This is a genomic window from Aquabacterium sp. NJ1 (assembly GCF_000768065.1).
Classification (GTDB): domain Bacteria; phylum Pseudomonadota; class Gammaproteobacteria; order Burkholderiales; family Burkholderiaceae_C; genus Aquabacterium.
This window is the reverse complement of sequence record NZ_JRKM01000001.1, coordinates 4,214,796-4,230,164: the sequence shown is the minus strand read 5'-3', so window position 1 is coordinate 4,230,164 and position 15,369 is coordinate 4,214,796. Positions and strand designations below refer to the sequence as shown.

At 64.8% G+C, this 15,369-nt stretch carries 12 protein-coding genes; all 12 read right to left on the bottom strand.

From position 1 onward, the window contains the following. Window positions 1-50: 50 nt before the first annotated feature. Window positions 51-1,472, bottom strand: coding sequence for a glutamate--tRNA ligase (gltX, locus tag JY96_RS18115; protein ID WP_035039586.1), 1,422 nt, complete (start codon window positions 1,470-1,472; stop codon window positions 51-53). Further along, on the bottom strand, window positions 1,469-2,728 hold the full coding sequence (locus JY96_RS18110; RefSeq protein WP_035039584.1) for an O-succinylhomoserine sulfhydrylase: 1,260 nt from the start codon (window positions 2,726-2,728) through the stop codon (window positions 1,469-1,471). Before JY96_RS18110 ends, gltX begins: the two co-directional genes overlap by 4 nt. 68 nt (window positions 2,729-2,796) lie before the next feature. Then, window positions 2,797-4,326 carry an amidophosphoribosyltransferase gene (purF, locus tag JY96_RS18105; protein ID WP_035039582.1) on the bottom strand — a complete coding sequence of 510 codons (1,530 nt, stop codon included), beginning with the start codon at window positions 4,324-4,326 and terminating at the stop codon, window positions 2,797-2,799. 32 nt (window positions 4,327-4,358) lie between these two features. Then, window positions 4,359-4,889 carry a CvpA family protein gene (locus JY96_RS18100; protein WP_052162703.1) on the bottom strand — a complete coding sequence of 177 codons (531 nt, stop codon included), beginning with the start codon at window positions 4,887-4,889 and terminating at the stop codon, window positions 4,359-4,361. Then, a complete protein-coding gene (locus JY96_RS18095) occupies window positions 4,889-5,686 on the bottom strand; it encodes an SPOR domain-containing protein (protein ID WP_152606566.1) in 798 nt (265 codons plus the stop codon). The genes JY96_RS18100 and JY96_RS18095 overlap by 1 nt, the downstream gene beginning before the upstream one ends. Window positions 5,687-5,794: 108 nt before the next feature. Next, window positions 5,795-7,174 (bottom strand): bifunctional tetrahydrofolate synthase/dihydrofolate synthase, encoded by a 1,380-nt coding sequence (gene folC, locus JY96_RS18090; protein WP_052162702.1) that lies wholly within the window; start codon window positions 7,172-7,174, stop codon window positions 5,795-5,797. Window positions 7,175-7,329: 155 nt separating this feature from the next. Further along, complete coding sequence (accD, locus tag JY96_RS18085) at window positions 7,330-8,205, bottom strand: acetyl-CoA carboxylase, carboxyltransferase subunit beta (RefSeq protein WP_035039578.1); 876 nt, start codon at window positions 8,203-8,205, stop codon at window positions 7,330-7,332. Between the two features lie 5 nt (window positions 8,206-8,210). Continuing rightward, a complete protein-coding gene (gene trpA, locus JY96_RS18080; protein WP_035043553.1) occupies window positions 8,211-9,029 on the bottom strand; it encodes a tryptophan synthase subunit alpha in 819 nt (272 codons plus the stop codon). A gap of 17 nt (window positions 9,030-9,046) precedes the next feature. Then, window positions 9,047-10,294 (bottom strand): tryptophan synthase subunit beta, encoded by a 1,248-nt coding sequence (gene trpB / locus JY96_RS18075; protein WP_035043551.1) that lies wholly within the window; start codon window positions 10,292-10,294, stop codon window positions 9,047-9,049. Window positions 10,295-10,354: 60 nt separating this feature from the next. Continuing rightward, window positions 10,355-11,011, bottom strand: a complete 657-nt coding sequence (locus JY96_RS18070) for a phosphoribosylanthranilate isomerase (protein WP_035039576.1) — start codon at window positions 11,009-11,011, stop codon at window positions 10,355-10,357. 347 nt (window positions 11,012-11,358) lie between these two features. Continuing rightward, window positions 11,359-12,327 (bottom strand): tRNA pseudouridine(38-40) synthase TruA, encoded by a 969-nt coding sequence (gene truA / locus JY96_RS18065; RefSeq protein ID WP_081961393.1) that lies wholly within the window; start codon window positions 12,325-12,327, stop codon window positions 11,359-11,361. Between the two features lie 6 nt (window positions 12,328-12,333). Continuing rightward, window positions 12,334-15,126 carry a FimV/HubP family polar landmark protein gene (locus JY96_RS18060; protein WP_235333973.1) on the bottom strand — a complete coding sequence of 931 codons (2,793 nt, stop codon included), beginning with the start codon at window positions 15,124-15,126 and terminating at the stop codon, window positions 12,334-12,336. Window positions 15,127-15,369 lie beyond the last annotated feature (243 nt).

Below are 15,369 nucleotides of genomic sequence, written 5' to 3'. Positions count from 1 at the left end.
GTTCAAGCGAGACTGAGAGTATATACCGATTTTTTGCCTCTTAGCAAGTCTCAGTCAATTTTCTGCAATCTTTGCAACACGACGTCGCGATCGAACAAGGCCAGCACCGCATCCACCGAAGGCGTCTGCGCGCGGCCACACACCAGCAGGCGCACGGGAATGGCCAATTGCGGCATCTTCAAACCGAACTCGCCAATGGTGTCCTTGATGGCCTGGTTGATGGCGGCCTTGTCCCAGGCCACATCGGCCAGGCGCTTGGCCAGCGCGGCAATCGCCGGCTTGTTGGCCTCCGTCACCTGTGCGGCCAGCTCCTCTGCAGAAGCGCTCACCGGCGCCACATACATGCCCAGCCAGTCGGCCAGCTCCACCGTGGTGGCGCAGCGGTCCTTGAACAAGGCGCACATGGCCTTGAGCTTGTCCGAGCCCGCCTGCAACTCGGCCGGCACCGTGATGCCGCTTTTGCCCCACTGCTCTGCCACCAGCGTGGCCAGCAAGGCGTCGTCGGCCGTCTTCATGTGCTGCTGGGCCACCCAGCGCAGCTTGGCTTCGTCGAACTGGCCGGCGCTCTTGCCCAGGTGGTCCAGGTTGAACCACTCGATCAGCTGCGCGCGCGAGAAGATCTCGTCGTCACCATGGCTCCAGCCCAGGCGGGCCAGGTAGTTCACGATGGCGTCTGCCAGATAACCCTCGTCGCGGTACTGCGTGACGGCCTTGGCGCCATGGCGCTTGCTCATCTTCTCGCCCTGCTCGTTGAGCACGGTGGGCAAGTGGGCGTACACGGGTGGTTCCTGACCCAGCGCGCGCAGGATGTTGATCTGGCGCGGCGTGTTGTTGACGTGGTCGTCGCCGCGGATCACGTGCGTGATGCCCATGTCCATGTCGTCGACCACGACGCAGAAGTTGTAGGTGGGCGTGCCGTCCGGACGCGCGATGACGAGGTCATCCAGCTCATCGTTGCTGATTTCGATGCGGCCCTTGACCTTGTCTTCCCACACCACCGAACCACCTTGCGGGTTCTTGAAGCGCAGCACAGGCTTGACGCCATCGGGCACGGGCGGCAGGGTTTTGCCAGGCTCGGGGCGCCAGGTGCCGTCGTAACGCGGCTTTTCCTTGTTGGCCATCTGGCGCTCGCGCAGGGCGTCGAGCTCGGCCGTGCTCATGTAGCAGGGATAGACCAGGCCCTTGTCCAGCATCTGCTGCAACACAGCCTTGTAGCGGTCCATGCGCTGCATCTGGTAGTAAGGGCCCTCGTCGTGGTCCAGGCCCAGCCAGGCCATGCCTTCGATGATGACGTCCACCGCTTCTTGCGAAGAGCGTTCCACATCAGTGTCTTCGATGCGCAGGATGAACACGCCCTTGTTGGCGCGCGCAAAGGCCCATGGATACAGGGCCGAGCGGATGTTGCCCAGGTGGATGAAGCCCGTGGGGGACGGGGCAAAGCGCGTTCTTACTTGTGATGGGACTTGTGTCATACGTTCAAACTGTCAAGGCCTCGCGCCAGATCGGCAGTGAGGTCGTCAATGTGTTCCAGGCCCACGGCGACGCGGATCATGCCCTGCGTGATGCCCGCAGCCAGGCGCTGCTCTTCGCTCAGGCGGCCGTGCGAGGTGCTGGAGGGATGGGTGATCAAGGTCTTGGTGTCACCCAGGTTGGAGGTGATCGAGCACAGGCGTGTGCTGTCGATCACGTGGAAGGCCGCCTGGCGCTGGCGTGCGGCGACATCGCCCTGCCCTGCAACTGGCTTGGTCGTGAAGGACACGACCGCGCCACCACAACCGTTTTGCTGCTTCATGGCCAGCTCGTGCTGCGGGTGGCTGGGCAAGCCAGGGTAGTAGACCTTGTCGACCGCAGCTTGCTGCTCCAGCCACTGCGCGAGCTTGAGCGCGTTGGCGCTTTGCGCAGCCATGCGGATGGACAGCGTCTCCAGGCCCTTGAGCACGACCCAGGCGTTGAAGGGCGACAGGCACATGCCCGCGCCACGCATGGTGGCCATGAAGGGGCCGTTGATGAAGGCATCAGGGCCGCACAGGGCACCAGCCATCACCCGGCCCTGGCCATCCAGGTACTTGGTGCCCGAGTGCACGATGAAGTCTGCGCCCAGCTTGGCGGGCTGTTGAAGGGCCGGCGTGCAAAAGCAGTTGTCCACCGCCAGGTGGGCGCCTGCTGCGTGCGCGATCTCGGCCAGCGCGGCCACGTCGCAGACCTCGGTCAGCGGGTTGCTGGGTGTTTCGGCGAAGAACAGCTTGGTATTGGGTTTGACGGCGGCGCGCCATTCGGCCGGGTCGGTTTGCGAGACGAAGGTCGATTCGACGCCGAACTTGCCGAACTCGCGCTGCAGCAGCGTGATGGTCGAGCCGAACACGCTGCGCGAACACACCACGTGGTCGCCCGATTTGAGCAGGCCCATGATGAGCAGCAGGATGGCGCTCATGCCACTGGAGGTGGCAATGGCAGCCTCGGTGCCTTCGAGCGCGGCCAGGCGGCGCTCGAACATCATCGTGGTCGGGTTGGTGAAGCGCGAATAGATGAAGGCTTCTTCTTCGTTCGCAAAACGCGCTGCCGCCGTGGCCGCATCAGGGTGGTTGAAGCTGCTGGTCAGAAACAGCGCTTCCGAGTTCTCATTCCATTGCGTGGGTGGCAGGCCTTCGCGCACGGCCAGCGTCTCGATGCGGGCATCGGGCGGCAGGTCCTTGCGGGGCAGTTTTTTCTTGGATTCGGAGTCGGCCATGCGGGCCTCCTGTCTCTTCTTGAAAGCGCACCGGGCTCGACTGAGCGAGCCCGGATGCAGTCAACACATCATTCGTCCTGGTGGCTCTGCAAGGCCAGGCGGGAGTTGCTGGCCTCGTCCTCGCCCTTTTGCGTCAGGCGTTGCGACTGGATGGCGGCGAAGTCTTCCGGGCTCACGTCGCCCGTGATGTAGACGCCGTCAAAACAGGATGCCTCGAAGCCTTTGATGTTCGGGTTGAGCTTGCCCACCACCTTCTTCATCGCGTCCACGTCCTGGTAGATCAGGGCGTCACAGCCGATGATCTGGCGGATGTCTTCCAGCGTGCGGCCATGGGCCACCAGTTCGGCCTTGGTCGGCATGTCGATGCCGTACACGTTGGGGAAACGCACGGGCGGTGCAGCCGAGGCCAGGTACACCTTGTTGGCGCCGGCTTCGCGCGCCATCTGCACGATTTCCTTGGAGGTAGTGCCGCGCACGATGGAGTCATCGACCAGCAGCACATTGCGGCCCTTGAACTCCAGGCCGATGGCGTTGAGCTTCTGGCGCACGGACTTCTTGCGCACGCCCTGCCCCGGCATGATGAAGGTACGACCGACGTAGCGGTTCTTCACGAAACCTTCGCGGTAGGGCTTGCCCAGCTTCTGGGCCAGCTGCATCGCAGATGGGCGGCTGGATTCGGGGATGGGGATCACCACGTCGATCTCGGACGGCGGCATGGTCGAGATCACGCGCTGAGCCAGGGTCTCGCCCATCTCCAGGCGCGCCTGGTAGACCGACACGCCATCAATGACCGAGTCGGGGCGAGCCAGGTAGACGTACTCGAACATGCAGGGGTTGAGCACCGTCTTCTCGGCGCACTGCTCGGCATGCACCACGCCGTCCAGATCGATGAACAGGGCCTCGCCGGGTGCCACGTCGCGCACGAAACGATGGCTGGTGCCCTCCAGGGCCACGGACTCGCTGGCCACCATCACTTCACGGCCTTCGGGCAGATCGGCCTCGCCGTAGCACAGGGGGCGGATGCCGAAGGGGTCACGGAAGGCGACCAGGCCGTAACCCGCGATCAGGCAGATCACGGCGTACGAGCCCTTGATGCGCTTGTGCACGGCTCGCACGGCCTTGAACACGGCGGAGGGCGTCAAGGGCAGTTCACGGCCGGCCAGTTCGAGCTCATGCGCAAACACATTGAGCAGCACTTCGGTGTCGCTGTCGGTGTTGAGGTGGCGGCGATCAACGTCAAACAAATCACCGCGCAGCGCGTGGGCGTTCGTCAGGTTGCCGTTGTGCACCAGCACCAGGCCAAAAGGCGCGTTCACGTAGAAAGGCTGGGCCTCCTCTTCGTTGAAGGCGTTGCCGGCCGTGGGGTAGCGCACCTGGCCCAGGCCCACCGTGCCGGGCAGCGCACGCATGTTGCGGGTACGGAAAACGTCCTTCACCATGCCGCGCGCCTTGTGCATGTAGAACTTGCGTCCATGCGCATCGGGGCCGGCCGTCACGATGCCGGCGGCGTCCTGACCACGGTGCTGCAACAGCAACAGCGCGTCATAGATCAACTGGTTGACGGGCGTCTTGGAAATCACACCAACGATGCCGCACATGGTTCACCTCTTGCAAAAAAACTGACAAAACTTCAAGGCTGCTGCTCAGGCAGGAATTGGATCACCTGCTCGGGCAACACGGGGCGAAGCCCCTTCAACAACACCTGCATCCACGCGACGCCGCGCGATGCCTGCCAGCTTGGCCACTTGGCCACCGGCGTCATGCCCACGAGGGTCACCACCGCCAATGCCACGACCACGCCGCGCAACAAACCAAATCCGGCACCCAGCACGCGGTCAGGCGCGCTCAGGGGCGAGGCCCTCACCACTTGCGTGAGGGCCCACGATATCAGGGCCCACACCAGCCAGGCGAGGACAAAAACCACGATCATGCCGGCCAGCACGTTCAGGCGCTCACCCGGCTGGCCAACGGGCAGATTCGCCCCCATGCCGGCCCCGAACCACTGCGCCGAAAAATACGACACCCCCCAGCCCGCGAGCGACAGCGTCTCCTTGACCAGGCCTCGCCAGGCACCCACCACCACCGACAGGCCCAGGCCCACCAGCAGCAGCAAGTCCGGCAGGGTCCAGGCGTAAGCCCCGGTTTCGCTCACACCGTCCATCACAAGGTCAGCAAGGCGCCTGTCAGGCCGGCCTTGCGCAGGGTCGCCATCGCCTTCTCGGCCTCGGCCTTGTCGGTGTATGGGCCCATGCGCACACGGATGCGCTTGCCGGCAGGCGTATCGACCTGCTGCGCATACGTCTTGACGCCCAGGCGCTCGATCTTCATGCGGGCCTCGTGGGCCGTGTTGGCGTCGGCAAAGGCACCGAACTGGACCACGTAGCGGGTGGAAGCCTTGTCCTTGTCAGCGGGCTTGTCATTGGACTTAGCCGCCTCTTTGGGCTTGTCCTTCGCAGCGTCGCGGGCCGGCTCCTTGGCCGGTGTTTTCGCTGCAGGCTTGTCTGTCGACTTGGCGGCGGGTTTTTCTGCTGGCTTTGAGGCCAGCTTGTCCGCGGGCTTTGCCACAGCTTTGGCAGCTGGCTTGCTCGCTGCCACGGGGCGCGAAGCCACGCGCGGCGCGGGCTCATCCACCACCTCTTCAACAGGCGGCTTGCCTGCAGACGGCGCCGGTGGTGCATCCTGCTCGGCCGGCGCAGGCGGCGCCACGATGCCAGACACGGCCACACGCCCCGCCACACTGCGCGGCGAGCGTGCCGGCACGGCGCCACTGATCTGCACCTCGCCATTGGCGTCACCACCGGCCTGCACGATCTGCACGTCCGACGACATGGATCGCGGCTGGGTTTCGAACAACCAGGGGAAGCCGATCAGGCCGGCTGCGACCAGCACCACCATACCGACCAGACGCCGGCGTGCACGCGCCCGCGTGGCCTCAACGTCCGAAGGCGACAAGGACACGGCATCAGCTGCCTGCCCTGGTGAGGCCTTTCGGCGAAAGCGCTGGAGAAACGAAGGCAGCGGCATGCTCGGTGAGGGATGGGTGGTCTGTCAGACGAAAAAAGGGGCTCAGGCAGCAGGCATATGCGGCGCATTCAGCTTGGGCAAGCCATCGTGCAAAACACCGCCTACGGTATAGAAAGACCCAAAGACCACGATTCTATCCGTCGGGTCCGCCGCGGCCAGCGCGGCCTTGAGCGCCGCCATCGGATCAGCATGCGTGGAAACGGTCGCTTTGGGGGCCGTGGCCAGCGGATGTGCGGCCATTTCAGCCTCGATCGCCTGTTTCAGCTCGGCCGCGCCAGCCGCGCGCGCCGTCGGCAGATCACAGCAGTACCACGCATCCACCAAGGGGCGCATTTTGGCGATCATGCCCCCCAGATCCTTGTCGGACATGGCGCCCCACACCGCATGCGTGCGCGGATAAAACCCCATCTGGTCCAGATTGACGGCCAGGGTGGCGGTGGCATGGGGGTTGTGGGCCACGTCCAGGATCAAGGTGGGTTGCCCCGGGATGATCTGGAAACGCCCAGGCAACTCTACCGTGGCCAGCCCGGTGCGCACCGCCTGAGCAGACACCGGCAGGCGATTGCGCATGGCCTCCAGCGCCGCCAGCACGCCCGAAGCATTGAGCAACTGGTTGGCGCCACGCAGCGCCGGGTAGGCCATGCCGTTGAAACGTTTGGCTCGCCCACCCCAGGACCATTGCTGGCGGTCGCCCGCGTAGTTGTGGTCACGCCCGAACAGCCACAGATCGGCGCCCAGCTCCTCCGCACGGGCCACCACGCTGTGCGGCACCTGCGGGTCGGACACCACCACCGGGCGCCCTGCGCGCATGATGCCGGCCTTCTCCCGGCCGATCGATTCACGGTCCGGGCCCAGGTAGTCCATGTGATCCAGGTCGATGCTGGTGATGATGGCGCAGTCGGTGTCGATCACGTTGACCGCATCCAACCGGCCGCCCAGGCCCACCTCCAGGATCACGGCGTCCAGCCCTGACGTGGCCAGCAAACGCAGGATCGCCAGCGTGGTGAACTCGAAGTACGTCAGTGCTGTCTCACCCCGCGCCGCTTCGATGGCCGCAAAGTGCGGCACCAGATCGGCCGCCGTGACCAACTCGCCACCGATGCGACAGCGCTCCTCGAAACGCACCAGATGGGGCGAGCCGTATACGCCCACCTTGAACCCGGCCGACAGCAAGATGCCCTCCAGCATGGCGCAGGTCGAGCCCTTGCCATTGGTGCCGGCCACGGTGAACACCACCGGCCCCTCCAGGTCCTCGTCTTCACGCCCCATCGGCGTACCCAGCGTGATGCCGGTGCGCTGCCAGACCTCCCCCACGCGCTCCAGCCCCATGTCAATGGCAACAGGGTGCAGGCGCTCGCAATGCGCCAGCCACTCGTCCAATGTGGCAGGCGTGGCGGCGGAGGTGTTGGGGAGCTGACTCATGGCTAGATGACCAAGATGGGGGCCAAAACGGCAAACTCAAACAGAAAATAAAACGGGCTGCATCACAAGGCAGCCCGCATGTTGAAGCCAGAACGACTTGCCCGCTGGCGTGGGGTCAAGCCGGATTCTGGTTCAGCGACGTCACCAACTCATGCTCAGGCCGACACGGCATCGGCCGGCTGGCGGGTCAGGATGGCCAGCTGGCGCGCGATGGCCAAGCGCAACTCGCGGCGGTCGAGGATCATGTCGACCGCGCCCTTTTGCATCAGGAACTCGGCGCGCTGGAAACCCTCGGGCAGCACTTCACGCACGGTGTTCTCGATCACGCGGGGGCCAGCAAAGCCGATCAGGGCCTTGGGCTCGGCAATCACCACGTCGCCCACGAAGGCGAACGAGGCCGACACGCCGCCCATCGTCGGGTCGGTCAGCACGCTGATGTAGGGCAGTCGGGCCTTGGCCAGGCGGGTCAGCGCGGCGTTGGTCTTGGCCATCTGCATCAGGCTGAGCAGGCCTTCCTGCATGCGGGCACCACCCGTGGCCGTGAACGAGATGAACGGCGTTTTCTGCTCGACCGCGGCCTCGACACCACGCACGAAGCGCTCGCCCACCACGGAGCCCATGGAGCCGCCCATGAAGTCGAACTCGAAGCAGGCCGCCACCACCGGAATGCTGTGCACCGAACCACCCATCACGATCAGGGCATCGGTCTCGCCAGTGGCTTCCATGCCCTGCTTGAGGCGATCGGGGTACTTCTTGTTGTCTCGGAACTTCAGGGCATCAACGGGCAGCACTTCCTGGCCCAGTTCATAGCGGCCTTCAGCGTCCAGGAAAGCGTCCAGGCGAGCACGGGCGCCAATGCGGTGATGGTGGCCACACTTGGGGCACACGTTCACATTGGCTTCCAGGTCGTTCTTGTAGAGCACCGTTTCACACGACGGGCACTTGACCCACAGCCCTTCCGGCACCGAACGACGCTCGGAAGGGTCGGTCGGTTGAATCTTCGGGGGTAGCAGTTTTTCAAGCCAGCTCATGGAGATCAGCCTTTCAAAGAATCAAGGGCCGTGCGGATTTCAGCAATGAAACCTCGCCCGGCGGCCACCACCGTGTCCGGCGTCTGCGTTTCCAGCAACTGGACAATGCGCGAGCCGATCACGACGGCGTCCGACACAGCAGCCACCGCCTTGGCGGTCTCTGCGTCGCGGATACCAAAACCCACACCCACGGGCACATTCACATGCGCCTTGATGCGGGGCACCATGTCGGCCACGGCGGCGGTGTCCAGGTGGCCAGCACCCGTCACGCCCTTAAGCGACACGTAATACACATAACCCGCCGCCACACGGCCCACATCGGCCATGCGTTGCTCGGTCGAGGTGGGCGCCAGCAGGAAGATGGGCGCCAGGTCGGCCGCCTTCAAGCGGGCCGCGAACTCTTCGCACTCTTCGGGTGGGTAGTCCACCACCAGCACGCCGTCCACGCCACAGGCCTTGGCTTCGCGCACGAAGCTGCCCGCACCGTGGTGCAGGTCATAGCACTCGATGGGGTTGGCGTAACCCATCAACACCACGGGCGTGTCGGCATTCTTCGTGCGGAAGGCTTTGACGTCCTCCAGCACGTGGGTCAGCGAGATGCCCTTGGCCAGGGCGCGCTCGGCCGCCTTCTGGATCACGGGGCCGTCGGCCATCGGGTCCGAGAAAGGCACGCCCAACTCGATCACATCGGCACCGGCTTCGGCCATCGCCAGCATCAGCTCGACGGTCTTCTCGGGGTACGGGTCACCGCAGGTGATGTAGGGGATCAGGGCCTTGCGGCCTTGTTCCTTCAGCGTGGCGAAGGTTTTGTCCAGGCGGGTGATCACTTTGGCGTGGGCGCTCATGCCAAGCCCCCCTTCACCGATTGACCACGGCAGGACGGGCGGCAGTAGAACTCGGCGCCGGTCAGGTCGGCCACGGTGCCGATGTCCTTGTCACCACGACCGGACAGGTTGATCAGCACGTGCTGGTCAGGGCGCATCGTGGCGGCCAGCTTCATGCCATAAGCCACCGCATGACTGGACTCCAGCGCAGGGATGATGCCCTCGGTGCGACACAGGCGGTGGAAGGCTTCCAGCGCCTCCTTGTCGGTGATGCCCACATACTCGGCGCGGCCGATGTCCTTCAGGTAGGCATGCTCGGGGCCCACGCCGGGGTAGTCCAGGCCGGCCGAGATCGAGTGCGTCTCGGTGATCTGGCCATTGGCGTCCTGCAGCAGGTAGGTGCGGTTGCCATGCAGCACGCCCGGCACGCCCTTTTGCAGCGACATGGAATGCTTGCCGCTGTCAGCGCCCTCGCCTGCGGCTTCCACGCCGATCAGGCGCACACCCTCGTGCGGGATGTAGGGGTAGAAGATGCCCATGGCATTGCTGCCACCGCCCACACAGGCGATCACGGCGTCAGGCTGGCGACCGATTTGGTCAGGCATCTGCTTGAGGCACTCCTCGCCGATCACGCTCTGGAAGTCGCGGACCATGGCGGGGTACGGGCTGGGGCCAGCCACCGTGCCAATGATGTAGAAGGTGTTCTCGACGTTGGTGACCCAGTCGCGCATGGCTTCATTGAGCGCGTCCTTCAAGGTCTTGCTGCCGGATTCGACCGGCACCACCTTGGCGCCCAGCAGGTGCATGCGGTACACATTGGGGGACTGACGCTTGACGTCTTCGGCGCCCATGTAGACCACGCACTCCATGCCATAACGTGCGCAGATGGTGGCCGTGGCCACACCGTGCTGGCCGGCACCGGTCTCGGCGATCACGCGGGGCTTGCCCATGCGCTTGGCCAGCAAGGCCTGACCAATGGTGTTGTTGACCTTGTGCGCACCGGTGTGATTGAGGTCTTCGCGCTTGAAATGGATCTGAGCGCCGCCGACTTCGCGGCTCAGGCGGTCCGCATGGTAGATCGGGCTGGGGCGGCCGACGAAGTGGGCCAGTTCGCGACGGAACTCTGCCTTGAAGGCCTCATCGTGGCGATAGTGCTCGTAGACGTCCTTGAGTTGATTCAGCGCGTGGATCAGGGTCTCGGAGACGAAGGTGCCGCCGTAGGGCCCGAAATGGCCCTTGGCGTCGGGCTGGTTGTAATTCAGCATGTCACTCTCAATGAACTCACCATGCGGGGCCGACACCTTGGGAGGTGAAGCGCTCCGCGCTCATGCGGCTTCGGCACACTGCCGATCGGCCGCCCGCACGGCCTGACAGAACTGGCGCATCAGCGCGGCATCCTTGATGCCCTTGCCCGCTTCCACACCAGAACTCACATCCACAGCCCATGGCCGCACGCTGACAACCCCATCCTTCACATTACCCGGGTGCAAACCACCCGAGAGGATCATGGGACGAGGCAGCTGTTTTGGCAACAGGGACCAGTCAAATACCTGGCCTCCCCCACCGTAGCCATCTACGTGAGCGTCCACCAACATAGCCTGGGCGCTGGGGTAAGCCAGGGCGAAGTCTAACAAATCGAAACCGGGGGCCATCCGCGCCGCCCGAACGTAGGGCCGGCGGACCGACTCGCACTGTGCGGGTGTCTCGTCGCCATGGAACTGCAGCGCGGTGTTGGGCACGGCCTGCAAGGCCTGCTGGAGCAGGTCGGCCGAGGCATTGACCAGCAGCACAACCGGCATGACATAGGGGGGCAAACGGCGCGCCAGTTCACCGGCACGCGCGGCACTCACGTAGCGGGGGCTTTTTTCATAGACCACAAAACCGATGGCATCGGCACCTGCCTCGACGGCGGCATCCACATCGGCTTCACGGGTCAGACCGCAGATCTTGATCCGCGTGCGGTGTTCAGGGGACAAAGGCATCCAGTCGGAGCGCTGGCTGGCAGCTCATCGGTGTCGGTGAGGGCATTTTCTCAAAAAGCGCCGCGTCAGGCGAGCACTCAGCCGCGTCGCGACGATCCACCAGCGTCCGCAACCCTGATTCCCCCTCCTGCAAACCTGGTCAATCGCAGGCACAGGTGAACCAGATCGGCGCCCTCTCGTCGCGACCGACAATGGCCAGGGCATCGCCGAAGCGCCGCGGGCCGATGTCTTCGAGTCATTCAATAGCCGGACGAGGCTCCCGCCTCCGGATCCGGTGGCCAGCGACGCCAAACCTGCTCCATCGAAGCAAAGTGGCACCAATTGTCGTCAATCGACATCAACTGATGTCAAGCGCCAGGCAACCAGGCCAGTGCAGGCGTCACATTGGGCAGGCCCCATGCCTTGTCATAAGTAGGGCCAAGAAAGTACAGGCCGTCAGGCGCGAACGTTGGGGCCGCCACCTCGCGACGGCGCGCAGCCAGCACGTCCTGCACCCACGAGGGCGATCTGGTACCGGTCCCCACCGCCAACAGGCAGCCCATGATGTTGCGGATCATGTGATGCAGGAAGGCCTGCCCTTCGAAATCGAAGCGCCAATAGGCGCCACGGCCATCCAGGGTGGACATGGGGCCCTGCCCTGCTTCCGGGTAGACATCGGGCACCGAACCGTCAAACGACGCCGCTTGCACCGGCCGGCTGGGCAGTGCCGTGCGCGTGATGCGGATTTCGCGCAGCAGCTTGACGGGTGTGGGCGACTGACACATCGAGGACCGGAAGGATGAGAAGTCATGCTCGCCGATCAGGTGCGATGCCGCCTCCTGCATGGCTGCCAGATCCAGGGGCCTGAAGACCCAGCCGACACGCCCGGATTCCAGCGCCGGGCGCACGGGTGCCTCCAGCAGGATGTAGGCGTAGCGCCGACCGATGGCGCTGTTACGTGCATGGAAACGCGAGGGCACCTCAGCAGCCCACTGCACGGCGATGTCCTTGGGCAAGAAGGTGTTGGTGCCGCGCACCCAGGAAAATGGCGCTCTGGCCAGATCGGTATCAAGGTGCACGACCTGGTTGATGCCATGCACGCCCGCGTCAGTCCGCCCTGCGCACATCACCTTGATCGGCTTGGTCGCGAAGGTGCTGAGCGCCGCCTCCAGCGTGTCCTGCACCGTGCCGCCGCCGGGCTGGCTTTGCCAGCCTTTGTACGCGCACCCCAGGTAAGAAACACCAAGGGCGACCCGCCGGGTCGCCCCTGTTTCACTGGATCGGTGGTCAACCGAGGAGAAGGCCTGCGCCTTCAACCCCGGATCATCATCCAGCATGCGCCATCAACCCAGGCTGTCCAGCATGGCTTGCGCCTTGGACTTCAAGTTGGCGTCCTGCGAGTTCTCCAGCACTTCCTGGAGCAGTTCGCGGGCCCCATCCATGTCACCGATCTGACGGAACTCGTCGGCCAGTTCGAACTTGCGGGTCATCGGGTCGGCAGACACCGAAGACGGCGCATTGGTCGTGGCAGCCAGCCAGTCGTCCTCAGGCTCGGCAGCAGCGGCTGGCGCGGGCGCAGGGGCGTCCAGATCCAGGCTGATGCTGCCCATGTCGAAGGCCGCAGCGGGCGCGGCGGAGGCTGCAGGCTTGTGGTCCACGTTCAGATCGAAGTCCAGACCGCCATCGGCGGACGGGGCAGCCGAGACGCCCGCATCGATCTTGGGCAGATCCATGGGCCCCGTGTCCTGAGTGGACGACTTGGGTTCAGCCACGGTGTTTTCGATTTCGGGCAATTGCAGCGGAGGCAGGTCACCCGCTTCCGTGGTGTGCGGCGAAACCGAGTCAGACACCTCATCCAGCGGCATGGGCGCGGAAATGTCCAGATCCAGGTCAACCAGCTCAGCGGGCAGCTCTGCGGCAACCGGCGCAGCCACTGGTACCACGGCGGCCACAGGCGCTGGAGCCGGAGCCGGCTCCAGCATGCTGGGGGCAGGCATCACGGAATGCGGGATGGTGCTGGCGCCCAGCATGTCATTGGGCGTCTCGATGCTCAGCGGTGCAGCGGAAGGCTGGCCACCGGGCTGATACAACGGGTTCTCAGGATCGATGCCCAGGCCCATTTCCTGAGCCTTGGCCCAGTCGTCACCCTGGCCATTGGTCAGGCTGAAGAGCTGGACAGCCAGTTGCTCGTAGCCCTTGGTGTCACGGCGCTTGGCATAGACCTCCAGCAGCTTGGTACGCACAGCCAGGCGGTCCGGCGTGCTGCGCAGTGCTTCCTTGAGGATTTCCTCGGCCTGCAGGTCCCGGCCGTAAGCCAGGTACACGTCGGCTTCGGCCACAGGGTCCACGTCACCGATGGCATCGAGCTGGCTGAGCGAGTAGCTCATGGACGAAGGTCCACCCGTGGCGTCACGGGTGTCCACGCGCTGGCCACCGCTGGCACCAAAGAACGAATCAGGCTGCAGACGGCTTTCCAGGAACGACGTTTCACCTGTGTCACCACGGCGGCGCGAACGGAAGTACATCGCCGCGCCAGCCAGCAGGGCGACGGCGGCACCGCCGGCTGCCAGCAGCATCGGGTTGAGGGACTCCAGGAAGCCCGGCGATTCGGGTTCAGGCACCGACGTGACGGGCGGCAGAGGCAGCCTGGGGCGCGCGGACGAGGCCACAGGCTCCGGCGCAGAGGCCTGAACCACGGCAGCCGTCGCGGCACCAGAGGCTTGCTCGGACGCGGCACTGGCCACAGCCTCGGCCACCGTGGCGGAGGCAGGCGCGGAAGCCGGCTCAACCACGGCGGGCTTGGAAGGCACTGGAGCCGGCGCGGGTGCCGGAGCGGGCGCGGGCGGCGGCACCACAGCAGCAGGTTTGCTCGGCGCCACGGGGGCCGGAGCGGGTGCGGGCTTGCTGGCCACTACCGGCGCAGGCGGCGGCGTGATCTTGGCTGGAGCAGAAGCCGCGGCACTCTTTTCCTTCAGCTTGCGCAGGTCATCCAGGTTCTTGGACAACTCGGCCACGCGGGCAGCTTCGTCCTGCTTGGCGCGGTTCTTGGCCAGGCGGTCTTCGGCACCAGGCTTGGTCGACGAGGACATGCCACCCTTGCTCAAGGTGAGCTTGTCGGGCGCAGGCGTTTCGGACTGCTTCTTGTCCTGAACTTCGGCCTCGACCTTGCCCTTGGCCTGACGCTGTGGCTGTTCTGGCGTTGCCGCGGTTACGGCGCCCGCCAGATGCTGGCGATAAGCCGCAAAATCGGCGCTCTGCGCCACGATGATCTGACGCGCCTCTTCGTTGGAAACGCTCTTGACCTGCTCGGCCGTCGGCACATTCAACACCACGCCCGACTTGAGTCGGTTCATGTTGCTGCCCTGGAAAGCTTGCGGGTTGTTGCGGTACAAGCCCACCAGCATCTGGTCCAGCGACACGCCAGGCTGCGCGGCGCGGCTGGCGATGCGCGACAAGGAGTCACCCGATTTGACTCGGATGGTGTCTGCTGCCTGCGAGGACGGGGCCGTCGACTCGGCCGGGGCGACCTTGGCGGGTGCTTCGGCCTCGGCAGGAGCCGGCGCTGGCGCAGGCGCACTCGCCGCTTCAGAGGCGGCCGGTGCGGCCTTCTTGCCCTTGCGAACCTTCAAAGGCTCGCTCGGCACGACAGCCACGGGCTTGGAGGGCGCAGGCTTGGCCACAGGTTCGGCCATCACGGCGGGAGCGGGGGCAGGCGCGGGAGCGGGAGCGGGGGCAGGCGCGTCAATGGCCGGCGAGGTGGTCTGTGTGCTGGCGCGGCTGATAGGCGGATCGAACAGCAGCGTGTACTCGCGCACCAGGCGCCCGGAAGACCAGGACAGATCCAGGATGACGTCGACAAACGGCTCCTGCACGGTGCGGTCGCTGACGATGCGCAGATACGGGCGGCCATCCGTGCGACGTTGCAGCACGATGTTCGTGGCTGTCAGCACCTGGTTGTAGTCGACGCCTGCGGCACGGTAGGTTTCCGGCGTGGCCACGCGCACCTGGAGGGAACTGCCCTCCTCCGGTGTCAGGCTGGTGACATCGATTTCGGCACGAAGGGGCTCGCCCAATGCCGATTGCACATTCAATTTGCCCAGGCCCAGCGCCCAGGTCGAAACAGGCAATACGGCCAAAGCAGAAAAGGCTGCGGCAACCGCAACCTTATTCAGGGCAAATGAACTTTGGGCTTTTGACCCAGCGGACAACAAATGATCTTTCAAGGCGTCTCCCAAGTCGTCATGAGGTCGGCGTGTCGACCGATGGCACCCCTGGATCGGAAAGCGACCCACAGACGCGCCAGCACCTGCAGACGGTACGCAGCAGAAAACACAATAGCATCAAGCAGATACGGTGACAAGCTCATGCAATTACTGATC